Below are 26,427 nucleotides of genomic sequence, written 5' to 3' on the forward strand. Positions count from 1 at the left end.
AAATGAAAGACCCGAAGGACTGGAACGATCAGAAAGAGATCCAAAGTGGCACTTCTCGATGGCGGCGCGGTCCGCCGCACCGGCGCGCTCGTACTGGGTTCGGCGCTGCTCGCCGGCTCTGTCCTCGGCGCGGGAGCCGCGTACGCCGCCGCCCCGACCGGCCCGACGGCGAAGATCGGCGGCTGGTCCAAGCACGTCGAACTGAAGCCGGGTGGCGCGTCCAGGACGTTCACGATCACCGTGCGCAACCGGACCGACCACACCCTCAAGGGAGTCGACGTCGGCTACAGCACGTACGCCGCCGAACGACCGGTCCTCAAGGAGTACACCCACGGCATGTGGAAGACCGTGCCGTGGGGGCGCACGCACCAGCGCAACGCCGGCGTCCCCTCGTTCGCGGCGTTCGCCTCGGGTCAGACACTGAAGCGCGGCGCCACGGTCACCTACACGGTGCGGGTGTCCCTGCCCCGGCACTGGGACAGGAGCGTCTCCAGCGTGCAGGCCCAGGCGGGGGCGCGGGGCGAGGGCTGGAGCGACTTCCGGTCCGTCGACTTCAGGGTCGCCCGCTGACCCTCGGACACCGAGAACCCAGGAGGAGGGGCCGCCGAGGCACCGGCGGCCCCTCCTCTCCCCTCCTGATACCGCCCCGGTCCGTCACTACCGGGGCAGGACCACGACATACGCCGCCGGATCCCGGTCGTTCGCCGCCATCAGCGCGGTACGGACCACCGTCGCCTGCTGCTCCCTCGCGTCCCGCAGCTTCCTCGGAGTGATGTGGACGACCGTGATGCCCAGCCGCTCCAGGTGCTCGCGCTTACGGGCGTACTCGGACCAGAGGGCGTCGTCCTGTCGATCGCCCGGCCGGGGCGCCCGGGTGTCCAGCTCGACGGCCACCGCCTGCTCGGGCCAGTACGCGTCGAGGCCGCCCAGGTGCGGGCCGCCCGGCAGGCGCAGGTCGACGTTCCAGACCGGGTCGGGCAGGCCGTACTCCCGCACCATCCGGTAGAGGCGGTCCTCCGCGATCGCCCGGCCCTCCGCCAGCAGCGAGTCCACCGCGTCCACCACGTGCGGGCGGTTCAGCAGCCGCGCCTGCGTCAACTCCCGCACCACCGCCGGCGGTTCACAGTGCCCGGCGCGCACCGCTTCCGTCAGCAGCCGCCGTACCGCGCCCGCGTCCGACAACTCCGCCACCGCGTCGGCCAGGGCGCGCGGCACCGGGGCGACCGGGAGACCCGTGAGGTACGCAGGGGTGGGCAGCGAGGGCGTACGGACGATGTGGGCGCAGCCGTGCGAGCGCAGCCGGCGCAGCCGGGGGACCAGGACGTCGATCTTGTCCAGGGAGGTCAGCGGGGGCGCCGAGGTGAAGCCGTGCAGGGTGAGCGCGGCCAGGCCCGTGATCAGCGCGTCCGTGTACGGCCGTGGGGCGTGCGGTTCCTCGGCGCCGGGCTGGAGGGGGATGCCCGGCGTCGGCGATTGCGCGGGGGTGCGGCCCGCGAACAGCAGGACCGCGTGCAGGCGTTCCTCGGAGGTGGGCGGCCCCGGGTGGAGGAGGAAGACGCCGGGGAGGATCTGCTGCCAGGGGCCGCCCGGCCGGCACCGCTCGTTCGTGTCGGCGGCCGTGACGCCGTGGGCGCGCAGCTGAGCGGTGGTCAGGACCCGCCGCTGTGTGCGGGACAGGTGGCGCAGGGGGCGGGGGGAGAGCGGGGTGTTGTGGTTCATGAACGGGGGTTTCCCGCGTCCGGTCCGTCCCCTAACCGCTGTTACACGCCCGTCGACAAATCCGGACAAGCTCGCCCTAAAGTACGGGCGTTCGACTGCCGAAAGGCGCTGGTCCCGATCGGGGTTACGGGGCCCTGTGCGCGGGTTCGGTAACGGGGCCCAAGGCGCCGCGTCGGCGACCCGGGCCCCGTCACTGCCGGGCCCGTCGTCTCTACGAGCCCGCCGCCGCGTCGCACGCCTGCCCCCGCAGGGCGCGCGCCAGGTCGTCCCGCGCTTCCAGGACCAGACGGCGCAGGGCGGGGGGCGCGTCCTCGTGGGCGGTGAGCCAGGCGTCCGTCGCGTCCAGGGTCTCCTGGGAGTCCTGGAGGGACGGGAACAGTCCCTTGACCACGTCCATGCCGATCTGGATGGACCGCTCGGCCCAGACGCGCTCGATGGCCGCGAAGTACTTCGCGGCGTACGGGGCCAGCAGTTCCCGATGGGAGGGCTGCGAGAAGCCCGCGATGGTCGCCTCGACCAGCGCGTTCGACAGCGCGTCCGACTCGACGACCTGGGCCCAGGCCTGCGCCTTGACCGCCGCCGAGGGCCGGGCGGCGAGACAGCGGACCTGGTGGCGCTTGCCGGAGGCCGTGTCGTCGCGGGCCAGTTCGGCCGCGAGGAGGGCCTCGTCGGCGACGCCGTGCGCGGCCAGCGGTTCCAGGAACGCCCAGCGCAGCTCCTGGTCGACGTCCAGGCCGTCGACCTTGGCGGTGCCCTCCAGCAGATGCAGCAGCAGGTGCAGATCGGCCTTGTCGGAGGCGACCGTCGCGAAGAAACGGGCCCAGGTCAGCTGGTGCTGGCTGCCGGGCTCGGCGAGCCGCAGTTCCTTCAGGGCGCCCTGGGCGAGCAGCCGGCCGCCCTCGGCCCGCCACTCGGGGGTCGCGTACTGGACGAGCGCCGAGTTCGCCCAGGCGTGCAGCATCTGCAGGACGCCGATGTCGGACTCGCGGCCCGCGAAGCGCAGCACCAGGCTCACGAAGTCCCGCGCCGGCATCAGCGCGTCCCGGGTGAGGTTCCACAGCGCCGACCAGCACAGCGCGCGGGCGAGGGGGTCGGTGATGTCGCCGAGCCTCTCGCGCAGCGTGTCCAGCGAGTTCTCGTCGAAGCGGATCTTGCAGTACGTGAGGTCGTCGTCGTTGACGAGGACCAGCTCGGGGGCGTCCACGCCGACCAGCTCCCCGACCACCGTGCGGGGGCCGTCGACGTCCACCTCGGCGCGGGCGTACCGCACCAGGGAGCCGGCCCCTCCTTGCCGCAGGCCGTCATGCCGGTACAGGCCCACCGCGACACGGTGCGGACGCAGTTCGGGGTGCGACTCGGGGGCCTCCTGGAGCACGGCCAGCTCGGTGACGCGGCCCTCGGCGCTCAGGATCACCTGCGGGGTGAGGGAGTTCACCCCGGCCGTCTGGAGCCACGCGCGCGACCAGGTCGCCAGATCACGTCCGCTGGTCTCCTCCAGGGCCGACAGCAGATCGCCGAGGCGTGTGTTGCCGTACGCGTTGCGCTTGAAGTAGCGGCGCGCGCCCTCCAGGAACGCGTCCTGCCCGGCGTACGCGACGAGCTGCTTGAGCACGCTCGCCCCCTTCGCGTACGTGATCCCGTCGAAGTTGAGCTTGGCGTCCTGCAGGTCGTGGATGTTGGCCGTGACGGGGTGGGTGGAGGGCAGCTGGTCGGCGCGGTACGCCCAGGACTTGCGGCGGTTGGCGAAGGTGATCCAGCCGTTCTCGAATCGGGTCGCCCCGACCAGCGCGAACGCGCCCATGAAGTCGGCGAAGGACTCCTTGAGCCACAGGTCGTCCCACCACTCCATGGTGACGAGGTCGCCGAACCACATGTGCGCCATCTCGTGCAGGATGACGTTCGCCCGGCCCTCGTACGACGCCGCGGTCACCTTCCCGCGGAAGATGTACTCCTCGCGGAACGTGACGAGCCCCGGGTTCTCCATCGCGCCGAGGTTGTACTCGGGCACGAACGCCTGATCGTACTTCCCGAAGGGGTAGGGGAAGTCGAAGTGGTCGTGGAAGAAGTCCAGGCCCTGCTTGGTGACGAGGAAGACGTCGTCGGAGTCGAAGTAGGGGGCCAGGCCCTTGCGGCACATCGCGCCGAGCGGGATCTCCAGCGTCGTACCGTCGTCGAGCGTGCGCGTGTAGCTGTCCGTGACGTAGTGGTACGGGCCCGCCACGAACGCGGTGATGTATGTCGAGATCGGCTTGGTCTCGGCGAACTTCCACACACCGTGGACGAGTTCACCGAGGCCGTTGCTCCAGACCGTCCACCCCTCGGGGGCCCGCACCTCGAAGCGGAAGGGGGCCTTGAGGTCCGGCTGCTCGAAGTTCGCGAAGACGCGCCGGGAGTCGGCGGGCTCGTACTGGGTGTAGAGGTAGACCTCGCCGTCCTCGGGGTCGACGAAGCGGTGCATGCCCTCGCCGGTACGGGAGTAGGCGCACAGCGCGTCGACGATCAGCTCGTTGTGGGCCTGGAGGTTCTCCAGCCGGATGCGGGAGCCGTCGAAGACCTCGTCGGGGTCCAGAGCCTTGCCGTTGAGCGAGACCGCGGTGACGCTCGGTGCGACCAGGTCGGCGAAGCTCGCGGCGCCGGGCTCCGCGCAGCGGAAGCGGATCGTGGTCATCGAGCGGAACGTACGCGGTTCAGTCGCGGTGTCGCCCAGGGCGGAGCACAGATCGAGGGAGACCTCGTACCCGTCCACGGACAGCAGGGCTGCCCGCTCCTGGGCCTCGTCGCGGGTCAGATTCTCACCGGGCACGGGCGGCACTCCCTCGGGGCGGCGTCACGGACGGATACTGCGGAACGGATGTCCGGCATCCGGTGTCGGATACGGTTGGACAGGAGCGATCCTGCCATGTGCCCCTGACGCTGGACACCCGGGAATGAGGCGAGTGACCTCCGGTGTTGCTCGGGGAAACACCGTTTTCCGAGGAGAACCATGCCCGAGACCGCTGCTCCCAAGACCCCCGTCGACTTCTGGTTCGACCCGCTGTGCCCCTGGGCCTGGATGACCTCGCGCTGGGTGCTGGAAGTGGAGAAGGTCCGGGACATCGAAGTCCACTGGCACATCATGAGCCTCGCGGTCCTCAACGAGGACCGGCTGGACCAGCTGCCCGAGGAGTACCGGGACATGCTCGCCACCCAGGCCTGGAAGCCCATCCGCGTGGTCACGGCCGCCTGGCAGAAGCACGGCGAGGACGTCCTCGGCCCGCTCTACACCGCGCTCGGCACCCGTATCCACAACCAGGGCGAGGGCGCGACCCTCGAGGCGATCGCGGGCGCCCTCGAGGAGGTCGGCCTCCCGGCCTCCCTGCTCGACTACGCCGAGCAGGAGGACTTCGAGTTCGACGCCGAGCTGCGCGCCTCCCACAAGGAGGGCATCGAGAAGGTCGGCCAGGAGGTCGGCACCCCGGTGATCGCGGTCCCCGGCGCCGACGGCGAGCAGGTCGCCTTCTTCGGCCCGGTCGTCACGCCCGCCCCGAAGGGCGAGGCCGCGGCCAGGCTGTGGGACGGCACGCTGCTGGTCGCCTCGACCCCCGGCTTCTACGAGATCAAGCGGACCCGCACGCAGGGCCCGGACTTCAGCAACCTGTAAGGGCGACCAGGTTCATTCCGGCTCGGGCATCTTCTCGGGCGGGTCGAACGGCTTGACCCGCCACGCGTGCCGGATGTTGCGGCAGTCGAAGTCGGTGCGGCCGCAGATCCAGTAGTCGTCCACATACGCGTTCGGCTTCTGGAGGTTCGCCAGTTCCCGGATGACCGCCCGCTCCCGGTCGTCCCGGGGCTGGCGGTGGGGCTGGTCGGACCCGCATGTGTAGCAGGGATACGTCTTTTCCCTCGGCATCCCGCAACGATGCCCCGGAAGCGTTCGTAGCGTAAGGCCCCGTGAGGCTCCTTTTCGTTCTTCACGGGGCCTTCGCTCCACCTCCGAACAGGCCCGGACGGTGGGCTCGCGCCGGAGCGCACACGCGAGTGCGCCGCGACCGGGATACTGGCGGGTCATGAGTACGACGAACATGACCCACAGCGCCGTGAGTCCCGCAGCTCCGGTGAGCACGACCCTGTTGCTCGCCCGGCACGGCCGGACCGTCTGGCATGCCGAGAACCGCTACGCCGGAGTGAGTGACGTCCCCCTCGCCGACGAGGGCCGTGCCCAGGCCGAGGCGCTGGGCCGCTGGGCCGCCGGGCACCCCGTGGACGCCGTCTGGACGTCGACGCTCTCTCGCGCCGCCGCCACGGCCGAACCCGCCTGCCGTGCCCTCGGTCTCACCGCGCACCGCGAACCGGCACTGCGTGAATGCGACTTCGGGGTGGTGGAGGGCCGTACGCTCGCCGAGTTCGAGGCCGAGAACCCGGCCAGGGCGAAGGCGTACCGGGCCGACCCGGTGTCGTACCCCTTCCCGGAGGCGGAGGACCCGCGCACCGCGGCGGCCCGCGGGGCGGCCGTCCTGCGCCGCATCGCGGCCGCGCACCACGGCGAACGTGTCCTGGTCGTCGCCCACAACACCCTGCTCCGTCTGGTGCTCTGCTCTGTGCTGTCCATCCCGCTGGGCGAGTACCGCCGGGTCCTCCCGCGCCTGCGCAACGCGGCGATCACCGAACTCCGTATGACGGACGGGGCCGCCGCGCTGCTGTCGCTCAACGTGCCCTGCGCCTGACGCGGGCGGTGTACGCGGGAGGAGGGCCCCCGCGAGTCACGTCCTCGCGGGGGCCCTTTGTTTCTCCCTCGTGCGGGTCGCGCGAGGGCTTTTCGGGGGAGCGGGAAGGATCAGCGGGCCGCGCGGGCCCGCTGCCATACGTATCCGACGGCCGCCAGGAACAGCGTCATGCCGCCGGTCGAGTACAGCTGCCCCCGGGTGTCCGGCTGCCGGGCCATCAGGATGAAGATCGCGACCATGCCGGCCAGCGCCACCCAGGTCAGCACGGGGAACGCCCACATCCGCACGACCAGCTTCTCCGGTGCCTCGCGCTCCACCCTGCGGCGCAGCAGCAGCTGGGAGACCGCGATGAAGATCCACACGACCAGGATCACCGCGCCGATCATGTTCAGCAGCCACGGGAAGACGTCGTCGGGCCGCCAGTAGCTCAGCAGCACGCACACGAAGCCGAAGACGCAGGAGGCGAGTACCGCGACGCGCGGGACCCCGGCCGAGACCCTGCCGAGGGCCTTCGGGCCCTGGCCGCGCTCCACCAGCGAGTAGGCGATGCGCGAGGAGCCGTAGATGTTGGCGTTCATCGCCGACAGCAGCGCGACGAACACGACCACGTTCATCAGCTGACCGGCGCCGGGGATGCCCAGGTGGTCGAGGGCGGCGACGTAGGGGCCCTTCTCGACGACCTCCTTCGAGTCCCACGGGACCAGCGTGACGATGACCGCCATGGAACCGATGTAGAAGAGCGCGATGCGCCACATCGCCGTACGGACGGCGCGTGCGACGCCCTGGACCGGGTTCTGCGACTCGGCCGCCGCGATGGTGACCGTCTCCATACCGCCGTACGCGAAGACCGACGCGAGCAGGCCGACGACCAGCCCCTCGCCGCCGTGCGGGAGGAAGCCGCCCTGGCCGGTGAGGTTCGAGGTGCCGGGGGAGTCCGTGCCGGGCAGTACGCCCGCGACGGCCAGCACGCCCAGCACCAGGAACAGGCTGATCGCGCCGACCTTCAGCGCGGCGAACCAGAACTCGAACTCGCCGAAGTTCTTCACGGCGGCGAGGTTGGCGACGCAGAAGACCGCCATGAACAGGGCCACCCAGGCCCACTCGGGCGTGCCCGGCAGCCAGCCGGTGACGATCTTCGCCGCCCCGATCCCTTCCAGCCCCACGGCCGTGCAGAGCAGTACCCAGAAGGACCACCCCGCGGTGAAGCCCGTCCACGGTCCGATCGCCCGCTCGGCGTGCGCCGAGAACGAGCCCGAGGACGGATACGCGGCCGACATCTCGCCGAGCATCCGCATCACCAGCATGACGAGCAGACCGGAGACCGCGTACGCGATCACGATCGACGGTCCGGCGGCGGCGATCCCCGCGCCGGACCCGACGAACAGACCGGCGCCGATCACGCCGCCGAGGGCGATCATCGACAGATGGCGCTGCTTGAGGCCGTGGGACAGCGGGGCGTGTGTGCCGGGATCGGTAAGTGGGGTGTCGAGGGTGGTGCGGGACATGAGAGCGGGTGGTCCCTTACGTGCGAGTGAGCAAAAACGCCCACAGTCTGGGCAGCCTCTCCGCTCGGAGGGAGAGGCTGCCCATTACGCGGACACCCGCGGTGCGGAGCGTGAGATTCCTTTTACTCGGCCACGGGGGTGTAGTGCGAGGCGTCGCCCTCGATCGAGTAGCTCTCCTTGCCCTCGACGCCGACCGGGATGTCACCGGCGACGGTGACGCGGTTGAGGCGGCGCGGCTGTCCGTCGTAGTTGTCTATGGCGTAGTGCTGGGTGGTGCGGTTGTCGAACAGGACGAGCTGGTTAGGGGACCAGCGCCAGCGCAGGATGTTCTCCGGGCGGGTGATGTACGACTGGAACAGGTCGAGCAGCTTGCGGGACTCGCCCACCGACAGCCCGACGATCCGCTGCGCGAACCCGCCGATGAACAGCCCGCGCTGACAGATTGTGCCTCGTGGCGGTAGCTGTTTCGGGTGCGCTCTTGCGGAGCCTGAAACATCGGCAACCAGGCCCACGCGCTGTTCGTGATCAGGACGTTGCGCACCATGCGTGTCAACATTCCGAGTTTGTCAGCTGCCCGACGCTAGAGCGTCGGGCTTGCACAGCGAGCATCACTGGCGGTGATACGGCGCTTGCGTCCAGCCCTACCCTGTGGTTGTTGGGGGTGAGCAGGGGGCGTTGACTCGGCCCCGCGTCTCCGCAACTCCCGCGCTCTCGCGCGGATGTTGCGGGAGCCGTTCCGGTCTGCATGATCAACGAATCCGCAGTTCCGGCACGCGAACCAGGCCTGGGAGACCCGGTTCGCCTTGTCGATGTGCCCGCATTCGGCGCACGTACGCGAGGTGTACGCCGGATCGACGTACACCACTGGCACTCCCGCCCGGCGGGCCTTGTACGCGATGAAAGCACCCAGTTGGGCGAACGACCAGCTGGAATGGGTGGCCCGTTGGGGCTTGCGAAGCCGTACCCGCTCACGGATGCCCGTCAAGTCTTCCAGGGCGATTCCGCGACCGGTGCGTTCTGCCTCGGCCACCACGTGTTTCGCGATCTTGTGGTTGATGTCTTTCGCCCGCCGGGCCTCCTTGCGACGCCGCTTCTTGGCGCGGCGGTTGGCGGACGGTGTGTCCTTCTTCTGCAACTTGGTCCGCAGGCCGCGCTCACGCGCGCGGAAGCGGTTCAGCTCGCGACCGGCCATGATCTCGCCGTCCGAGGTGGTGGCGATGTTCACGACGCCCAGATCAATGCCGAGGAAGTCCACTGGATCGATATGCGGCTCGGCTTCGGGGACCTCGCAGGTGGCGTTCAGAAACCACATGCCGTCGCGTTCCAGCAGGTCGGATTCGCCCTTGCGGTACTGGGCGAGAGTGGCGAGCTGCTCCGCCGAGGCGGTGAAGGCCACGTTCTTGACCCGCCCACCAGTGGTCCAGATCGAGACCGTGCGCTCGGCGATCTGCCAGGACAGCATCCGGTCGTCGTAAGGTTGCGCGCCGCGCGGCCGGAACGCGATCGGCTTTCCGGTGGCCTTGCGGTAGCGCTTCGAGCCGGGCCTGCCGAGATTTCCGGCCTTGAGGTTCGCTTTGACACGGCAGCTGTAGTTCGTGAGGCGTGAGGCATCGCCGCTGGCCAGCGTGGTGGGTGGGGTGCCTGCGGCAGGGGTACGGCCACCGGCATCGTGATCTTGTGTGACGAAGAATCAAGAAGCGGTGGCCGCGCAGGCCACGGTAGTACACGCCGGGTGGGACGGGTTGTTCGAGGGGTTGATGGGCCGGTTCGCGAGCTGCTTCCCGCGCCGGGAGACCCGGCTGACCTGCCGGAACATGGTCTCTGGGCTGCTGATGGTCAAGGAATCGGCGAACTGCTGGTCGTTGGCCGAGGCGATCGGCCACAGCGGTCCGCATGTCCTGCAGCACTTCTTGTCGAGGGCCCGCTTCGACACCGAGGCAGTCCGCCGGTCGGTCGCGGCCTGGACGGTGGAGCAACTCGGCGAGAGGGAGGTGATGTTGGTGGTGGACGAGACGGGCGATGAGAAGTCGTCCCTCGACGCGGTCGGCGCGGCCCGGCAGTACTCCGGGGCGCTGGGCGGGATCGGGCTGTGCCAGGTCGCGGTACACCTCTCCTACGTGAGTGCCGAGGGGCACGCGCTGGTCGACCGTCGGCTGTACCTGGGCGAGGCATGGGCGGCGGACGACGAGCGCCGTGAGCTGGTCGGGGTGCCCGACGAGAGGGTGTTCGCCACCAAGCCGCAACTGGCCGGCGACATGCTGGAGGACGCCCACGCCTCGGGGGTGCACACCGCGTGGGTGGCCGCCGACGAGGTCTACGGTGGACGGGAGTTGCGTGCGCGGATCCGTGCGCTGGGCTACGGCTACGCGATCGCGGTACCCACCAGCCACCGGGTCACCACCCCGGGCGCCGGGAAGAAGAAGGTCACCGCGCTGCTGGAGCGGGTGCCGAAGCGGGCCTGGATGCGGCTGAGGACCGGCCATGGCACCAAGGCCGAGCGGCTCTACGACTGGGCGATGATCGACGTGAACCCCGACGATGCGCCGCCCGGACAGGCCGCCGGGCACAGCCAGGTCCTGGTCCGACGCCACCGCCGCACCGGCACCCTTTCCTTCTACCGGACCTGGCACCCCGACCCGCAGCCGATATCGGTGCTGGTCAGCGCGGTCTGCCGCAGGTGGCGGGTCGAGGAGGACTTCCAGGGAGCCAAGGGCCTGGCCCACCTCGACACCGGCCAGGTCACCTGCTGGACGTCCTGGCACCGCTGGAGCCTCATGTCAATGATCGCCTACGCACTTCTGGCCGTCGGCGCCCTCCACGAGCGGCAACGCGCCCACCCCGCCAACTCCGACGACGAGTTGGCCATGGTGCCCGTCAGCCCGCGCGAACTCCTCGCGCTATTGCGGGTCTTCGCCCTGCCAAGGCCCCGCCAGGACACCGATCCGGCACACGCCCTGCGCTGGTCGAACTGGCGTCGCCGACACCAGCATCGCGCGACGGCCTGCCACCGCCGCTGGAACAACGTCACAGCAGTGGCCATCGCATGACAGGAACCTCACGAGTCACGAACTACAGCTGCCGTGTTTGAGAGTCACGTATGCGTCGCACGTCTTCTTGATCACGTGTTGGGCGGCCTGTGCTCCCAGCTGCCAACGCTCCTTGGCCAGTTCGTAGGTGACCTTGCGCAGCGCGAAGTTCTTGAATTCCTTGCGCTCGAACGCGACCTTGCTGACCCAGGTGGCGGCCTCATTGCAAGCGAGCAGCGTCGCCTCGAGCGCCGTCGCCTGGTCGGGCGTCGGTAGGAGCCTGACCTGCATCATTAACTTCACGATCACCGAACCTACATGTCTGTGCGATCTGCAATCGCATATTCGATACCTATCACCGTATTGAGTTAATTTGCAGATTGCATGATGAATTACTCTGCTCGATGGAGATGCCCGGTAAGTTCCGATAGTGCACATCAGGAGCTGTGTGGACCGCACCCCACGGCCGACGCGCAATCCGGGGAACCGGACCGTGCAACCGCCCGACTGTCACGGTGGTACGGGGAGGGGAATGAGTGGGGCGGCAGGGGCGGCAATCCGGCTGGCACCCGAGTGAGGCCGATTTGGTGGGACCCTACAGCATGCGCCCAACCTCTCCCCCGGGACAAAACCATCCCACCTCAGTGACCAGCATCACGCCCCGATAGGTGTACACGGCCTCCTTTGTAAGGGCTCCACCAAGCCCTGGATCCCCGCTTTGTCGACCGCACACGGTGATCCACCCGTCCCCCTGGGATAGCGTCACCGTGTCCCGACCCCCCCCGTCACCCGCCGGAGTCCCCATGAGCACCGCTGCCGTCACCCCCCGCCCAGGCATCCGCCCCGGCGAGGTCCTCGCCGACCTGCTCCCGGCCTCCCGCGTCAGGGACACCGCCCTCGTGCTCGGCGGCGCCGCCCTCACCGGCCTCGCCGCCCAGATCTCTCTGCCCGTACCGGGCTCCCCGGTCCCGGTGACCGGCCAGACCTTCGCCGCCCTCCTCGTCGGCACGGCCCTCGGCACGGGCCGCGGCTTCCTCTCGCTCGCGCTCTACGCCCTCGTCGGCATGGCCGGCATGCCGTGGTTCGCCGACGGCGGCTCCGGCACCGCCGCCCCGTCCCTCGGCTACATCCTTGGCATGATGTTCGCCTCCGCCGCCGTGGGCGCCCTCGCCCGGCGCGGCGCCGACCGCTCGTTCCTGCGCATGGCGGGCACGATGCTGCTGGGCGAGGCGATCATCTACGCTGTCGGCCTTCCGTACCTGGCCGCCGCCACCGGCATGTCGCTGAGCGCGACCCTCGCGGCGGGGTTCACCCCGTTCCTGATCGGCGACGCCCTGAAGGCGGCGCTGGCGATGGGCGTCCTGCCGACCGCCTGGAAGTTCCTCAACCGCTGAGGCCGTAGTTCCCTCGCGAGAGGCTCGCCGGGTCGTACTCCGACGTCGACCCGGCGAGCCTCTCGCGCGTTTCGGGCCCGGGATGTCGGAGAAGGCGGGCCGGGACGCCGCGCACACGGCGTCCCGGCCCACGCCGTCACGCCTGCGGCTGCCGGCGAGGCCGCCGTTGGGCCCACCACATCCCCGCCGCCCCGACGGAGACGAGCGCCGCCCCCGCCGCGCCGAGCGGCAGAAGGTCACTCCCGGCGCCGGTCTTGGGCAACTGGTCGCCGCCGGGTGTCACCGGCTTGTTCTCGGTGTCGAGCAACAGCGGAGTGGCCGGGGCGTTCGGCGACGGGTTCGTCGTACCGAACGGCACCGGTCCCTGCTGCCAGAACGTCTTCTTCCCGTCGCTGTCCTGAACCGGCAGGCAGATCTTTCCGGTCTTGCTCAGATCGAAGGTCGCGGCGACGGCGTACGACCGCGACTTTCCGGCCGCGAGATTACCGACTTCGCACACGAATCCACTGTTCGAACCCTTGGGCAGATCCTTGTCCGCCATGGCGGAACAACCCTTGACGCTCTTGACCTTCAGACCGTCGAAGCCGACCACCAAAAGCCGGATCTTTCCGCTGTCCTTGGTCCCCTCGTTCTTCACCGTGGCGGTCAGCGCCGTTTCGTGCGAGCTGTTGTCCACCGAGATCTTCTCGGGCAACAACGTGGTCAGCTTCACGCCCGCCGGCGCCGGGTCCACGACCTTTCCCCCCTTGCTGGTACCCGGTCCCTGGTCGTCCGCGACGGCAGTGAAGGAAAGGATCATCACGGCCGAGAAAGATGCCGTGAGCAGCGATCCCGCGATGGTCGTCGTGTGACGAGAACTCATGTTCGTCCCCCTTGGCTGCGCCTGAATTCGCAGTACTTGAAGAGGTACCACAAGATTTCTCCGCACTATGCTGGTACGGCATGAAGTGTGACCATTGTGTTTCTGCTGTGGCGGACGATTGTGGCGGGTGTTGAGGGGGTGCAGGGGATTGACGGGGAATGCGAGTGGCGGTGTTCCGGGATTATTGGTGACGGGTCGATATCGGCTGGCCGAGAGTATCGGCCAGGGGGGAATGGGGCGGGTGTGGCGAGCCACCGACGAAATGCTCGACCGGCAGGTCGCCGTCAAGGAAATGCGGATCGACGGACTCGACCCGGAGGACACCCGAACCCGCCGCGAACGCACTCTGCGCGAAGCCAGGGCCACGGCCCGGATCGACCATCCCAATGTCGTGCGCATCTACGACGTCGTGGACCAGGGCGAGCGGCTGTGGATCGTCATGGAACTCGTCGCGGGCCGCTCCCTCGAACAACTCGTGGTCGAGGACGGCCCGCTCGACCCGCCCACCGCGGCTCGTCTCGGGCTCGAACTGGTCGCGGCGCTGCGCCAGGTGCACGCCGGGGGAGTACTGCACCGGGACATCAAGCCGGGCAACGTCCTGGTCGAGCGGCGCGGCCACCGTGTCGTCCTCACCGACTTCGGCATCGCCGCGCTGCAGGACGCGGAGGCGCTCACCATGGTCGGGATGCTGGTCGGTTCCCCCGACTACATGGCACCCGAGCGCGTCTCCGGCCGCCCCCAGGGCCCGCCGTCCGACATCTGGTCCCTGGGCGCGACGCTCAGCGCGGCCCTCGGTGGCCGCTCGCCGTTCTCCCGTTCGACCACCCTGGCGACGTTGCACGCGGTCCTGTACGAGGAGCCCGAACTTCCTTCCACGGCTGGTGACTTGGGGGAGATCCTGGCCGCCCTGCTGGAGAAGGAGCCGTCGACCCGACCGGGCCTGGAGGAACTGGAGACGGCGTTGCGCCCGATCGCGTTCCCCCGACCGGAGGAGACCGAATCCCCGTCCCCGGAAACGGGACTCGTACCCGAACCAGCGCCGAAATCACCGGAATCACCGGAATCACCGGAAGCGCCAGAGACACGGGCATCACCGGAAGCGTCAGATACATCAGATACATCAGATACATCGGAGACACCGGAGGCATCCGAGACGCCAGAGGTGGGAGGGACGGCTGAGCCTCCCGACGCACCGGAGAAGACGGAGACGCCGGAATCCGCGCCACCCCCCGTCCCTCCGTTCCACCAGGAGTCGCCCACGCGCGCACTCCTGGACGTGAGCCTCATACGCGCCGCGCAACACCCCCCGCCCCAGCGGGACCCCGAACCGACCCCCGTACCGACCCCCGAGCCGGACCTCGTACAGGACGCCATCCCGGAGCCCGACCCCACACCCGCGCCTGCACCCGACCCCACCCCCACCCCCACACCCGAACCCAGCGCACCCCCGCGGCTTCCCGAACCCCCCTCCCTCGCCACACACACCACGGTCTCCCGCGTGATGATCACGCCGCCGGGCGAACTCCCCCGCCCCGCCGTGCCCTCCGCCCCACGGCGGAGCCGGCGCCGGATGGGCCTGGCCGCCGCCGGGGGTGTGGTGGTCGTGGGAGCCGTCGTAGGGCTCGTCTTGACGCAGACCGGCGGCTCCTCCCACGACACGACCGGCGCGCTCACTCCGACCTCGACCTCGACCGCGCCATCGTCCTTGTCGAAGTCACCGAACTCCGCACAGAACCCGTCCGCCACCCCCTCCTCCCCACCCCCCACCGTCGACGGCACGTCACGCCCGCCGAGCCTGCCGGCGGGCGCCCGGAAGGAGGCCGGGCTGTACGCGTGGACGCCGCCGCAGGGCTGGCAGCGGGTGGCGCAGAGCGGTTCCGAGGTGCACTACACCTCGCCCGACCGCGCGCAGGAGATCGTGGCCAACGCGACCCCGGCCCGGGGTGACCTGTTGGCGCAGTGGCAGCAGGCGGAGGTGGACACCAGCAAGGGCCTGAACTACCGCCGGATCCGCCTGGAGCGCACCACGTTCCGTGGCGCGCCCGCGGTCGTCTGGGAGTACACCGTCACGGCCAAGGGCCGGCTCTGGCACGTCCGACTGCTCGGCTTCCGCTCCGGTGGCACGTCGTACGAGATCAGCACCTGGTACCACCCCGACATCGAGGCGACCGCGCTCCCCGTCTACGACGAGGTCAAGAAGAGCTTCACGCCCCTGTGAACAGATAGGGGAGGGGCCCGGCGGCAGCTGCCGCCGGGCCCCTCCCCCTCACCGAATCCGCCGAACACCGCGTCCGGGTGCTCAGGCCTCCGACGTGGCGTCGACCGGCTCCCCGGCGCCCACCGGCTCGGTCGCCGCGGAGCCGCCGAGCTTCTGCTTCACGAAGGCGATCACGAGCACGATCGCGGCGACGAGCAGCGACAGCAGGACGGTCTCGCGTCCGTCGTGTTCCGTGTCGGTCAGCATGTAGCCGAGGACGAAGACGATCAGCGCGGCCGTCGCCCAGGTCAGGTAGGGGTACAGCCACATCTTCACGACCAGCTTCTCCGGCGCCTCGCGCTGGATGATCTTCCGCATCCGCAGTTGCGAGAAGCAGATGACCAGCCAGACGAACAGGGCGACCGCGCCGGAGGAGTTGACGAGGAAGAGGAAGACCGAGTCCGGGAACTTGTAGTTGAAGAAGACGGCGACGAAGCCGAAGACGACCGAGACGACGATCGCGGCCATCGGCACACCGCGCGAGGTGGTCTTCGCGAACGCCTTGGGCGCGTCACCGCGCTCGCCGAGCGAGAACGCCATCCGGGAGGCCGTGTAGAGCCCGGAGTTGAGGCAGGAGAGCACGGAGGTCAGCACGATGAAGTTCATGATCTGACCGGCGTGCGCGATGCCGAGGGAGTCGAGGGCGGCGACGTACGAGCCCTTGTCCTTGATGGAGGGGTCGTTCCACGGCAGCAGGGACACGACGATGAGGATCGAGCCGAGGTAGAAGACGGCGATGCGCCAGATGATGCTGTTGGTGGACTTGGTGACGGCTCGCTGCGGGTCCTCGGACTCACCGGCGGCGAGGGTGGCGATCTCGCTGCCCATGAAGGAGAAGACGACCAGGAGCACACCGGTGAGGATCGCGCCGGGCCCGTGCGGCAGGAAGCCGCCGTGGTCGCTCAGATTCCCCAGGCCGGCCTTCGGGGCGTCGACACCCGGCAGCACGCCGAAGATCGCGAGCGCGCCGACGACGATGAACGCGCCGATCGCCACGACCTTGATCCCTGCGAACCAGAACTCGAACTCTCCGTACGAGCCGACGGAGACCAGGTTGGTCGCGGTGAGCACGATCATCACGATGAGCGCCCAGCCCCACTGCGGTACGGCGGGCACCCATCCTTCGAGGATCTTGGCCCCCGCGGTCGCCTCGACGGCGAGCACGACCACCCAGAAGAACCAGTAGAGCCAGCCGATCGAGAAACCGGCCCAGCGCCCGAGGGCGCGGTCCGCGTGTGCGGAGAACGAACCGGAGGTCGGGTTCGCGGCGGACATCTCGCCCAGCATCCGCATCACCAGCACCACGAGCGTGCCGACGAGGGCGTAGGAGAGGAGGATGCCGGGCCCTGCGGTGGCGATACCGGAGCTGGAGCCCACGAAGAGGCCGGCGCCGATGACGCCACCGATGGCGATCATGGTCAGATGACGGTTCTTGAGTCCGGCCTGGAGGCCCGAACCGGGTTCTCCGGGGCCTCCGTGGCCGCTTGCGGCCTTTGTGGGGGTCGGCTGCGAGGTCATAGGGGGGATTCCTTTGCGCCGGGTGAGCAGATTCCCGTACGAGCGGTGTACGGGCCCGCGCGGGTCCTTGTAGGGACCCTGTAACGAGCCGGTCCAGTGAATCGGAGGCAAAGGGATTCGTGAACCTTTGAATCCAGATCGTTACTTGAGGTTTCCTTGAGGTTTGTAGACTTACTCGCACTTTTCACCGGCGGCACCCGGCGAGTCCGATCCGAAACAGCCGTGTCACACTCGGACCATGCGCGTGTATCTCGGCTCCGATCATGCCGGTTTCGAACTCAAGAACCACCTCGTCGAGTGGCTCAAGGCCGCCGGGCACGAGCCCGTCGACTGCGGGCCCCTCATCTACGACGCCCAGGACGACTACCCGCCGTTCTGCCTCCGCGCCGCGGAGCGTGCGGCGGCCGACCCCGAGGCCCTCGGCATCGTGATCGGCGGCTCCGGCAACGGGGAGCAGATCGCCGCGAACAAGGTGGACGGTGTGCGTGCCGCGCTCGCCTGGAGCGAGGAGACGGCGTCGCTCGGCCGCCAGCACAACAACGCCAACGTGGTGGCCGTGGGGGCGCGTATGCACACCCAGGAGGAGGCGACGAAGTTCGTGGAGGTCTTCCTCTCCACGCCCTTCTCCGGTGACGAGCGGCACGTCCGCCGTATCGACATGCTGTCGGCCTACGAAGAGACGGGCGACCTCCCGCCCATCCCACCCCACCACCCCCAGCAGGCCTGACTCCCGGGGCTGCGCCCCGGACCCCGCCGACTTGTTCTCCGGCCGCAGGCCGGTGCGGGCTGGTCGCGCAGTTCCCGGCGCCCCTTAAGAGCGCTGGCGCGCATCGTTCAGCCCGTCCGGCGTTTGAGGACGAGGCCGTTCACGCCGATGCGGGGGCGTAGGCCCTGGTGGGGTTGAAGGGGCGTAGCCCCTGGGGATGGGACGGGTAGGGGCGGCGGGGGCGGAACAACCCCCCAGGCCGTCGGCGCCGTACGAGAGACTGCCGCACGAGGAGGACCCCGTGCCCGAGGGGCACACGATTCACCGGCTGGCCGAGGACTACGCGGCCAGATTCACCGGCGACCCCACCCGCGTCACCAGCCCCCAGGGCAAGTTCACCGACGCCGCCGCCCTCCTCGACGGCACCCCCCTCGAACGCGCCGACGCCCACGGCAAACACCTCTTCCTCGCCTTCCGTGCCGCCGACTGGATCCACATCCACCTCGGCCTCTTCGGTAAGGTGAACTTCGGCGACGCCCCCGCCCCGCCCCCCACCGACACGGTCCGTCTCCGCCTCGCGAACGCCACGTCGTACGTCGACCTCCGCGGCCCCACCACCTGCGCCCTGATCACGGACGACGAGAAGCGGGCGATACACGCCCGCCTCGGCCCGGACCCCCTCCGTGCGGACGCGGACCCGTCGGCGGCGTACCACCGCGTCTCCCGCAGCCGTACGACGATCGCCGCCCTCCTCATGGACCAGAAGATCATCGCGGGCGTCGGGAACGTCTACCGCGCGGAAGTCCTCTTCCGGCACGGCATCGATCCGTACCGCGCGGGGAAGGACATCACCCCGGCGCAGTGGGACGCGGTCTGGACGGACCTGGTGGCACTCATGCGCGAGGGCGTCCGCAACAACCGCATCGACACCGTCCGCCCGGAACACACCCCGGAGGCCATGGGCCGCCCACCGCGCGTGGACGACCACGGCGGCGAGGTGTACGTGTACCGCAGGGCCAATCTGCCCTGCCACATCTGTGGCGGCGAGATCCGCACCGCTGATCTCGCCGCCCGCAACCTCTTCTGGTGCCCGACCTGCCAGAACGGCTGAACCGGGTTCGGACGCCCGGGGGCTAGAACCCGTGCGGCAACCAGGGCGCGACCGCCGACGAGAAGCCCACCGACGCCTCCGCGAGCGCGCCCTGCCGCAACTCCCGCACCCGCCCCGCCGCCGCGAGCGAGGCCAGGGACACCCCACCGAGATACGCCGCCCCCAACTCCCTGACGGACAGGGCGAGATCGGCGGCGTCCGAGGTACGCACGCAGATGGCGCCCTTGGTGTCCCCGGTGAGCCGCCAGCGCCCCTCGTTCCAGGGGCAGAACGCGTCCTCCACCTCGAACACCACGTCCACCGGCGCCTGATACGTCCGTGCCTCCAGCGCGGCACCGACGTCCACGAGCCGCACGTGCAGCGCGTCCCGCATCCGCACCGCGCAGCGCCGGATGTCGGACACCATGTACTGCCACGCCTCGTCCACGGGGCGACCGCGCGCCACGAGCGTGGACGTCAGGTCGATCTCGAGGAGGAACCGCCACAGCGCCGCGTGCGTCGCCGGGTCGAGCGCCTCCAGTTCGTCGAGGACGACGGTGAACGCGGCCCCGCGGTGGTCGCCGCCCCGCTTGATCCGGTACCGGGCGTAACCCACGACCTCGTGGTCCCGCTCGGCGACCACGCACTGCAACGGCGAGGCGCCGTCCCGGTCGCCCTGCGGGTCGAGCAGCGCCACCCGCTCCCAGCCGGGCCGCCGCGCCAGCCTCCCCGGCCGGCCCGGAACCAGCCGCGCGTACACCGCCTCGCAGGCGTCCAGTACGTCCGCCGGCGCGGCGTACCGCAGACGTACGTCATCGGTGCCGGGCGGTACGGACAGTCGTACCCGGGTCGTGTCGATCTCGACGTTGTACTGATGGGTCGCGATGCCGTAGCCGAACCGGCCGTAGATCACCGGTTCCGACGCGGTCAGCACGGCCAGCGGCTCGCCCCATGAGCGGATGTCGTCCAACTGCCGCCGCATCATCGACCTGAGCAGCCCGCGCCGCCGGTGCGTGGCCGCGACCGTCACCATCGTGATGCCCGCGGCCGGTACGGAGGTGCCGCCGGGGACCGTGACCCGGAAGGAGAACGCCCCCGAGGTGCCCACACACTGGTCGCCGTCCCAGATACCCAGGAAACGGTCGTACTCTGTCAGCGCGTTCCACACCTCGCGCTCCTCGGACGACTCCGGTACGCCCCCGAACGCGCGGACCAGGCTGTCGTACCACGTGTCCCACTCGGGCTGCCGCAGAACCCGCAAGTCAGTCGTCATACGCCATGCCTACCAGGGCAATGCGGTACGAGCGAGGGAATTTCCCCCATCCCCGGAGGTGCCGTTCACTGTGATGTTGAGCGCTCGGACGGGGGACAAGTGGGACCTCCCGTGCCAAGCACCTGGTCCGATGGATAGGGTCCCGAACTAATGGCAGCAGGACGAGAGCGGCGCGCGGAAGCCGAGACGTTCACGGCCCGGTTGAAGAAGCAGTGGCACCGGGCTCGCACCGGCGTGCGCAGATCCGCCGTCGACTACTTCCGCGGTGACGGTTCGGACTGGATCGCACTGGCCGGTCTGCTGCTGACCATCCCCGTGATCGCGGCCACGACGCTGATGAACTCGGTCTGGTGCTCCCCGGCCGCGCTGGTCCTCCCGATCGTCGCGGGCGGCCTTCTGCTGCGCCCCGCCAGCCTGCTCGGCCTGTACGCGGCCGCCGCCACCGCGCTGATAGTGGAGTCCGTGAAGCTGGGCCCGTACACGGAGGGCCCCTCCCGGGTCACCCCGGGCGTGGTCCTGGTGGTCGCCGCCTGCGGCTTCTTCGGGCTGCTGATCGCCCAGTTCCGCAGCCGTGTCGGTGTGCCCTGGCGGCGCGGCGGCACCATGCTCTTCGACCTGCGCGAACGCATCCGCGTACAGAGCAAGCTGCCGGGTCTGCCGCTGGGCTGGCACCGGGAGATGGCGTTGCGCCCGGCGGGCGGTCAGTCGTTCTCGGGGGACTTCGTCGTGGCCGCACGTACGAACAGCGGCCGAAGCCTCGAAGTCGTCCTGACCGACGTGTCCGGCAAGGGCATGGACGCGGGTTCGCGCGCCCTGCTCCTCTCCGGAGCCTTCGGCGGTCTCCTGGGATCGCTCCCACCCCACGCCTTCCTCCCCGCGGCGAACGGCTACCTCCTGCGCCAGGACTGGGACGAGGGCTTCGCCACCTCGATCCACCTGGTCCTGGACCTGGACTCCGGCGACTACGAACTCTTCTCCGCCGGGCACCCACCGGGCCTTCAGCTCAGCGCGGGCAGCGGGCGCTGGGAGGAGAAGGCTGCCGAAGGTCCACTCCTCGGGGTGTACGACGGTGCCCAGTTCGACCCCGTCAAGGGTTCCCTGCGGCCCGGGGACGTCCTGATGCTCTTCACGGACGGTCTGGTGGAAACCTCCGACCGTGACATCGTCGAGGGCATCGACCGCCTCACCGGTGAGGCCGACCGTTATGTCGCCGGCGGTTTCCACGGCGCCGCGTGGCACCTCATCGAGGCCGTCGCCAAGGACGTCAACGACGACCGGGCCCTCCTCCTGATCTGCCGAGAGGGCCCCACGGCAACCCGCTGACGACGGCCTTCTTGATGGTCGAAGGGGCTGACCGGACAGGGACCGTATGTTGCGCCCCTTTTGTATGGATCCATCGTCGGGCGGTTGTCATGCTCGGTCTGACGGCGGTCACGGTCCCGGCCCGTGCGGCGCTGCGGCGGGAGACACTGGGGGCGTGACGCAGACTCTCCTGACCCTGGCCGAAATAGAGGCCCTCGCCCGTACGGCGCACGCCGCCCAGACCGACAAGGCGGGGCGGCCGTACACCGAGCACCTCCAGGCCGTCGCGGACGGGGTTCGTGAGCGCGGGGGCGACGACGAGCAGATCGCGGCGGCCTGGCTGCACGACGCCGTCGAGGACGACGTGCTCTCCGAGGACTGGCTGCGCGAGGCCGCGCTGACCCGGCGGACGAAGGACATCGTGCTGGCGCTGACCAAACGCGAAGGAGAGCCCCCGGAGTCGTACGCGAAGCGCATTCGTACGACTCCGGGGGCTCTCGTGGTCAAGGCGTCGGACCTGGCGCACAACGGCGATCCGGCCCGGCTCGCGGTCCTCGACGAGCACACCCGCGCGCGGCTGACCAAGAAGTACGCCGCGATGCGGTCACTGCTCGGACTGCCGCCGGGCTGACGGTGGCTACGCCGGGGCCTTGGCCCGTTCGCGGGCCAGCTCCGTGGCGTCCCGTTTGAACGCCCACTCCATGCTGGGCTCCATCGCGAAGCGGAAGACCCGCCGGACCGGCGCCGTGCACAGCAGGGTGACGGCCGCGCCCGCGACGAGGGTCACGAAGATCTCGCCGAGCGGCCGGTGCAGCCACTTGTGGTCGAACCAGCCCCAGTAGTCGCCGCCCTTGACCAGGAAGCCGTGCAGCAGATAGCCGTACAGTGTGCCCGCGCCGAGGGCCGTGAACCACATCTTGCGGCGCGGCACCCAGGCGAAGAAGCACGCGGTGAGCAGCAGCGAGCAGCCGAGAAGGGCGAGCACCATCACGGGGCCGACCCACCAGGGGACACCCAGTTCCTGGGCGCTGTCGCGGTGGTAGAACCAGCCGGGGTTCATCCGCGGCACCGCCCACCAGCTCACGACCAGCGCGGCGGCGAACACCGGCACCGACAGGATGCGCACCTCGCGGCGGCGCACCAGCTGGAAGTGCTCGGGCTTCATGCACAGGCCCAGCACGAAGAACGGCAGGAACTGGAGCGTCCGCTGCAGATCCAGGTCGTCACCGATGGACGGTGAGGTGGTCGCGAGCATGGCCACCGCGATGGCGAGCGGAAGCGGCCAGCGGACCAGCTTCCACAGCGGCGTCGTCAGCCGCCAGATGAACAGCGCGCACAGGAACCAGGTGAGGAACCAGGGGTCGAGCAGGCTGACCGGCAGCGACGGATCGTCGTCGGCCCAGCGCTTGAAGAGGACGTACGCCACTTCGAAGACGACGTACGGCACGGCGACACCGGTGACCAGCCGCTTCAGCCGGTCGGCGCGCATGTCGAAACTGCGTGAGAAATAGCCGGAGATGATGATGAAGGCCGGCATGTGGAAGGCGTAGACGACCATGTACGCGGCTTCGAGGACGCGGCTTTGGCCCTTCAGGGGCTCCCAGGCGTGGCCCATGGCCACGAGCACGATCGCCAGGTACTTGGCGTTGTCGAAGAAGGCGTCACGCGGTCTGCCGGGTTGGGCGGCCGCGGCGGCGGTGGCACCGGCCAACTGTGAAGGCAGGCCGGACGACTGACTCGGGGCTGAGCGCGGAGTCGCCACTCCCTCCGTCGACGGCTCTGCCGGGGGGAGCGGCGCTCGACGGGGACCGTTCGGCCGGAGCGAGTTCGTCACAGGCCCTCCGACCATGAACGGCGGGGAGCGGGGGAGACGATCCAGGACCTTGCTGCGCTTGCGGGGGACGAGGCGGCGTGGAACATCTGAGGCACCCTAGCGTTGTCTGTGCGTTTTCGTAAATCTCCTGGCGTCATTCCTGCTTATCGCCTGTGAGTTCGTCCGTGAGTTGCTCTTCGAGTACCCCGGATTTGAGGATATCCCCTTACCGTGTTTGGCAGTTGTGGCGCCGGTCTGTCCGCATTCGTCATGACTAATTGGTGCATAACACTCGCGGGCGACTCTGGTGAAATGTCCGGTCTTCGGTGTCTTCGGCGGCATGTTCCTGGCGTCTTCCGGGGTTTCTTCGCCGAGCCTGTGACAACAATTGGAAATACCTGCGAACAGGGTGTGTGGACACGGCAACGATCGTTCTGAATTTCCCGGGCGAGTGTGCGGTCGAATTGTCTTGCGGCGCCGTGAAGTTGGCCTGTCCCGGGAGGGTGGGGGAGTCCGGATTCCAGGCGCTGCCAACCGACGATGCGTCACCTGCGGCATACGCGGGCCGGGTTGGTGGCACGATGGTTCTGGCGGGGGTGTGCGGGGCTGCACCCCCGGGCCGGGAGAGCGGACCGACCGTAGGGTGTGATCAGTTGTGGCCATCTCGCTGTCAGTGGTACTGCTGTTGGCGATCATCCTCGTGGTGCTGATCCGAGGGGGATCGATCAAGGCGGGGCCCGCCATCGTCGCGGTGCTCTTCGGCTTCTTCCTCGCGTCGACCGGAATGGCTCCGTCCATCCAACGGTTCCTCGACTCGATAGCGCAGACGATCAACTCGATCAGCTTCTGATCTCCGAGCGGGACGGGCCGGCGCTTCACCGTCGCCCCATTCATGGACGCGGCCCCGACGGTCGCGCCCCGGGCCGACCGCGCCCGGAAGATCGCGTACGCACGCGGGCACCGGCGTGGTGAGACGGTGACCCGCGCGTCTGCGGGCCTCCGTCGGTATTCCCCGCTGGTCATGCCTCAGGCCGGGCGAAGTCGACCCGGAGTGCCACATGACGGTCGGGTCGGAGTCCCGCAAAGCGATCAGGGCCAGGCAGAGGAATGAACCTCTGACCTGGCCCTGAGCCGTATGGAGCGGGCGACGGGAATCGAACCCGCGTAGCTAGTTTGGAAGACTAGGGCTCTACCATTGAGCTACGCCCGCACAGGGAGCGCCGCAGGTCACTGACCCCGGCACAGGAGGCATCGTAGCGGTTCGCACCCCATGCCCGCACACCCCGTTCCGCGACCCCGCGGACGGTCGTGAAATGCGGCAACCGCACCGTCTCCGGGCATGTACCCTACGTGTCGCACCGACGGGGTGTGGCGCAGCTTGGTAGCGCGTCCGCTTTGGGAGCGGAAGGCCGTGGGTTCAAATCCCGCCACCCCGACCACCAGCCGGTTCCGGCGACACGTCAGGCGACGGATCAGGCGAGAGAACAGGCGTCCGACGGTCGATGGCCGGGATCGCAAGATCGCCTTTTGGGGCGTGTACCGCCTGCGGTTACTATGCAGGTTGCGCGCCCGTATGTCTGCACTGTTACGTCTCTCAAGGGCCGCGAATCCGCTGAGGCTCTGCCCGATCTCGGCAGAAACAAGCAGCAGAACCCCGCAGCAGTACCCCCAAGAAGTCAGCCACAAGGAGACCGAACCGTGAAGAGCGCCGTGGAGAACCTGAACCCGACTCGGGTTCGGCTCACTGTTGAGGTGCCCTTCGAGGAGCTCAAGGACAGCCTCGACGCGGCGTACAAGAAGATCAACCAGCAGGTCACGGTGAAGGGCTTCCGGAAGGGCAAGATCCCGGCGCGCATCATCGACCAGCGGTTCGGTCGCGGTGCCGTGCTCGAAGAGGCCGTCAACGACGCGCTCCCGAAGTTCTACACCGAAGCGGTCAACGAGGCTGAGCTGAACGTCCTCGGCCAGCCCGAGGTCGACATCACGGAGCTGAAGGACGGCGAAACGCTGAACTTCACCGCCGAGGTCGACGTCCGCCCGACCATCGAGATCCCGGACTACTCCGGCATCGAGGTCGAGGTCGACGCTGTCGAGGTCGGCGACGAGGACGTCGAGAAGGCCGTCGAGGAGCTCCGTGAGCGCTTCGCGTCCACCTCGCCCGTCGAGCGCGCCGCCCAGGACGGCGACGTCGTCACGATCGACCTGGAGGCCAAGGTCGACGGAGAGGTGCTGGAGGACGGCGTCGCAGCCGACGTCTCCTACACCATCGGCTCCGGCGAGCTGCTGGACGGCATCGACGAGGCCGTGAAGGGCCTGGAGGCCGGTGGCGAGGCCACCTTCGCCTCCGAGCTCAAGGGCGGCTCGGCAGCCGGCAAGGAGGCCGAGGTCACCGTCAAGGTCACCCAGGTCGCCGCGCGCGAACTGCCCGAGCTGGATGACGACTTCGCGCAGCTCGCCTCGGAGTTCGACACCCTCGAAGAGCTCAAGGCGGACAGCCGTAAGCGCCTCGAGAACATGAAGCAGTACGACCAGGCCACGCAGGCCCAGGAGCGTGTCCTGGAGAAGCTGCTCGAGCTGGTCGAGGTCCCCGTCCCCGAGAAGCTGCTCGAGGACGAGATCAACACCCGTAAGCACAACCTCGAGCACCACCAGCTCGGCCAGATGGGTCTCGACCTCGAGAAGTACCTGGAGATCCAGGGCAAGACCGAGGAGGAGTTCGACGCCGAGACCAAGGAAGCGGCGATCAAGGGCATCAAGACCCAGTTCGTCCTTGACGAGCTCGTCAACAAGGAGAAGCTGAACGTCAACCAGGAGGAGCTCACCGAGCACCTCATGCGGCGTGCGGCCTCCTCCGGCATGTCCCCCGACCAGTTCGCCCAGGCGGTCGTCGAAGGCGGCCAGGTCCCGATGCTGGTCGGCGAGGTCGCCCGCGGCAAGGCCCTCGCGGTCGTCGTCGAGGCCGCCACGGTCAAGGACACGAACGGCGAGGTCGTCGACCTCGACGACGAGGAGGACGAGACCGAGTCGGCCACCGAGGTCGTCGCCGAGGTCACCGACGGTGACGAGGCCTCCGCCGAGGCTTCCGAGGAGAAGCCCGAGGCGTAAGCCGGCGGCGCTTCAGCAGCTGTACGACGGGCCCCCGGGGACTTCTTGTCCCCGGGGGCCCGTCGGCCTTTGGGGGCGCGAGGAACTGCGCGAGCAACCCACGACAAGCCGCACCCGCCGTTGGACCACCCGTGGCAGACGCGACCGCGGCTTT

At 69.2% G+C, this 26,427-nt stretch carries 21 protein-coding genes, 2 tRNA genes and 2 pseudogenes; 13 read left to right on the forward strand and 12 right to left on the reverse strand.

Features of this window, described 5'->3' with window-relative positions:
* The first annotated feature begins 45 nt into the window (after positions 1-45).
* Positions 46-570 (forward strand): hypothetical protein, encoded by a 525-nt coding sequence (locus tag OG819_RS20455; RefSeq protein ID WP_266624731.1) that lies wholly within the window; start codon positions 46-48, stop codon positions 568-570.
* A gap of 87 nt (positions 571-657) precedes the next feature.
* Here OG819_RS20455 and OG819_RS20460 read toward each other — a convergent pair whose 3' ends face one another.
* Both OG819_RS20460 and pepN read right to left on the reverse strand, forming a co-directional pair.
* Positions 658-1,719, reverse strand: coding sequence for a hypothetical protein (locus OG819_RS20460; RefSeq protein WP_266650779.1), 1,062 nt, complete (start codon positions 1,717-1,719; stop codon positions 658-660).
* 211 nt (positions 1,720-1,930) lie between these two features.
* Positions 1,931-4,522 (reverse strand): aminopeptidase N, encoded by a 2,592-nt coding sequence (pepN, locus tag OG819_RS20465; RefSeq protein ID WP_266650780.1) that lies wholly within the window; start codon positions 4,520-4,522, stop codon positions 1,931-1,933.
* Between the two features lie 180 nt (positions 4,523-4,702).
* Between pepN and OG819_RS20470 the strand changes: the two genes are divergently transcribed.
* Positions 4,703-5,359: a DsbA family protein gene (locus OG819_RS20470; RefSeq protein ID WP_266413920.1), complete on the forward strand. Its 657-nt coding sequence runs from the start codon at positions 4,703-4,705 to the stop codon at positions 5,357-5,359.
* 12 nt (positions 5,360-5,371) lie between these two features.
* Here the strand turns inward: OG819_RS20470 and OG819_RS20475 are convergent, their stop codons facing one another.
* On the reverse strand, positions 5,372-5,608 hold the full coding sequence (locus OG819_RS20475; RefSeq protein ID WP_266650781.1) for a hypothetical protein: 237 nt from the start codon (positions 5,606-5,608) through the stop codon (positions 5,372-5,374).
* A 157-nt stretch (positions 5,609-5,765) separates the two neighbouring features.
* On the opposite strand from OG819_RS20475, the gene OG819_RS20480 reads away from it, so the two are divergent.
* Positions 5,766-6,422, forward strand: a complete 657-nt coding sequence (locus OG819_RS20480) for a histidine phosphatase family protein (RefSeq protein ID WP_266650782.1) — start codon at positions 5,766-5,768, stop codon at positions 6,420-6,422.
* A gap of 110 nt (positions 6,423-6,532) precedes the next feature.
* On the opposite strand, the gene OG819_RS20485 is transcribed toward OG819_RS20480, so the two are convergent.
* From OG819_RS20485 to OG819_RS20495, 3 genes and pseudogenes are all read right to left on the reverse strand, one after another.
* Positions 6,533-7,927 (reverse strand): amino acid permease, encoded by a 1,395-nt coding sequence (locus OG819_RS20485; RefSeq protein ID WP_266650783.1) that lies wholly within the window; start codon positions 7,925-7,927, stop codon positions 6,533-6,535.
* Between the two features lie 122 nt (positions 7,928-8,049).
* Positions 8,050-8,364, reverse strand: a pseudogene (locus OG819_RS20490) (TauD/TfdA dioxygenase family protein); the annotation flags it as partial.
* Between the two features lie 143 nt (positions 8,365-8,507).
* A pseudogene (locus OG819_RS20495) lies at positions 8,508-9,506 on the reverse strand (RNA-guided endonuclease InsQ/TnpB family protein); the annotation flags it as partial.
* 100 nt (positions 9,507-9,606) lie between these two features.
* Here OG819_RS20495 and OG819_RS20500 point away from each other — a divergent pair.
* The gene (locus tag OG819_RS20500; RefSeq protein WP_266647750.1) at positions 9,607-10,974 is read left to right on the forward strand and encodes an IS701 family transposase; all 1,368 of its coding nucleotides are present in this window, start codon (positions 9,607-9,609) and stop codon (positions 10,972-10,974) included.
* 15 nt (positions 10,975-10,989) lie between these two features.
* On the opposite strand, the gene OG819_RS20505 is transcribed toward OG819_RS20500, so the two are convergent.
* Entirely contained in the window at positions 10,990-11,262 is a 273-nt protein-coding gene (locus tag OG819_RS20505; RefSeq protein WP_323139357.1) for a hypothetical protein, read from the reverse strand.
* A 494-nt stretch (positions 11,263-11,756) separates the two neighbouring features.
* Between OG819_RS20505 and OG819_RS20510 the strand changes: the two genes are divergently transcribed.
* Positions 11,757-12,347: a biotin transporter BioY gene (locus tag OG819_RS20510; RefSeq protein ID WP_266624726.1), complete on the forward strand. Its 591-nt coding sequence runs from the start codon at positions 11,757-11,759 to the stop codon at positions 12,345-12,347.
* Between the two features lie 136 nt (positions 12,348-12,483).
* Here OG819_RS20510 and OG819_RS20515 read toward each other — a convergent pair whose 3' ends face one another.
* Entirely contained in the window at positions 12,484-13,209 is a 726-nt protein-coding gene (locus OG819_RS20515) for an LPXTG cell wall anchor domain-containing protein (RefSeq protein ID WP_266650784.1), read from the reverse strand.
* A gap of 184 nt (positions 13,210-13,393) precedes the next feature.
* On the opposite strand from OG819_RS20515, the gene OG819_RS20520 reads away from it, so the two are divergent.
* Complete coding sequence (locus OG819_RS20520; RefSeq protein WP_266650785.1) at positions 13,394-15,427, forward strand: serine/threonine-protein kinase; 2,034 nt, start codon at positions 13,394-13,396, stop codon at positions 15,425-15,427.
* 81 nt (positions 15,428-15,508) lie between these two features.
* Here OG819_RS20520 and OG819_RS20525 read toward each other — a convergent pair whose 3' ends face one another.
* Complete coding sequence (locus OG819_RS20525; RefSeq protein ID WP_266624723.1) at positions 15,509-16,984, reverse strand: amino acid permease; 1,476 nt, start codon at positions 16,982-16,984, stop codon at positions 15,509-15,511.
* 238 nt (positions 16,985-17,222) lie between these two features.
* Here OG819_RS20525 and OG819_RS20530 point away from each other — a divergent pair, with 238 nt between their 5' ends.
* Positions 17,223-17,711 carry a ribose-5-phosphate isomerase gene (locus OG819_RS20530; protein ID WP_266624722.1) on the forward strand — a complete coding sequence of 163 codons (489 nt, stop codon included), beginning with the start codon at positions 17,223-17,225 and terminating at the stop codon, positions 17,709-17,711.
* A 280-nt stretch (positions 17,712-17,991) separates the two neighbouring features.
* Complete coding sequence (locus OG819_RS20535) at positions 17,992-18,801, forward strand: DNA-formamidopyrimidine glycosylase family protein (protein WP_266650786.1); 810 nt, start codon at positions 17,992-17,994, stop codon at positions 18,799-18,801.
* 22 nt (positions 18,802-18,823) lie between these two features.
* On the opposite strand, the gene OG819_RS20540 is transcribed toward OG819_RS20535, so the two are convergent.
* Positions 18,824-20,053: a GNAT family N-acetyltransferase gene (locus OG819_RS20540; RefSeq protein ID WP_266650787.1), complete on the reverse strand. Its 1,230-nt coding sequence runs from the start codon at positions 20,051-20,053 to the stop codon at positions 18,824-18,826.
* Positions 20,054-20,203: 150 nt separating this feature from the next.
* Here OG819_RS20540 and OG819_RS20545 point away from each other — a divergent pair, with 150 nt between their 5' ends.
* Together OG819_RS20545 and OG819_RS20550 are read left to right on the forward strand one after the other, a co-directional pair.
* Positions 20,204-21,376, forward strand: a complete 1,173-nt coding sequence (locus OG819_RS20545) for a PP2C family protein-serine/threonine phosphatase (protein ID WP_266413942.1) — start codon at positions 20,204-20,206, stop codon at positions 21,374-21,376.
* A gap of 154 nt (positions 21,377-21,530) precedes the next feature.
* Positions 21,531-21,986 (forward strand): HD domain-containing protein, encoded by a 456-nt coding sequence (locus OG819_RS20550; protein WP_266650788.1) that lies wholly within the window; start codon positions 21,531-21,533, stop codon positions 21,984-21,986.
* Positions 21,987-21,992: 6 nt separating this feature from the next.
* On the opposite strand, the gene OG819_RS20555 is transcribed toward OG819_RS20550, so the two are convergent.
* Complete coding sequence (locus tag OG819_RS20555) at positions 21,993-23,189, reverse strand: acyltransferase family protein (RefSeq protein ID WP_266650789.1); 1,197 nt, start codon at positions 23,187-23,189, stop codon at positions 21,993-21,995.
* 634 nt (positions 23,190-23,823) lie between these two features.
* Between OG819_RS20555 and OG819_RS20560 the strand changes: the two genes are divergently transcribed.
* On the forward strand, positions 23,824-24,018 hold the full coding sequence (locus tag OG819_RS20560) for a hypothetical protein (protein ID WP_054231893.1): 195 nt from the start codon (positions 23,824-23,826) through the stop codon (positions 24,016-24,018).
* A 286-nt stretch (positions 24,019-24,304) separates the two neighbouring features.
* On the opposite strand, the gene OG819_RS20565 is transcribed toward OG819_RS20560, so the two are convergent.
* Positions 24,305-24,378, reverse strand: a tRNA-Gly gene (locus tag OG819_RS20565).
* A gap of 152 nt (positions 24,379-24,530) precedes the next feature.
* On the opposite strand from OG819_RS20565, the gene OG819_RS20570 reads away from it, so the two are divergent.
* Positions 24,531-24,607: transfer RNA gene (locus OG819_RS20570), tRNA-Pro, on the forward strand.
* Between the two features lie 259 nt (positions 24,608-24,866).
* Positions 24,867-26,273: a trigger factor gene (gene tig, locus OG819_RS20575; protein WP_266624703.1), complete on the forward strand. Its 1,407-nt coding sequence runs from the start codon at positions 24,867-24,869 to the stop codon at positions 26,271-26,273.
* Positions 26,274-26,427: the final 154 nt, after the last annotated feature.

This window comes from Streptomyces sp. NBC_01549 (assembly GCF_026339955.1).
Taxonomy (GTDB): domain Bacteria; phylum Actinomycetota; class Actinomycetes; order Streptomycetales; family Streptomycetaceae; genus Streptomyces.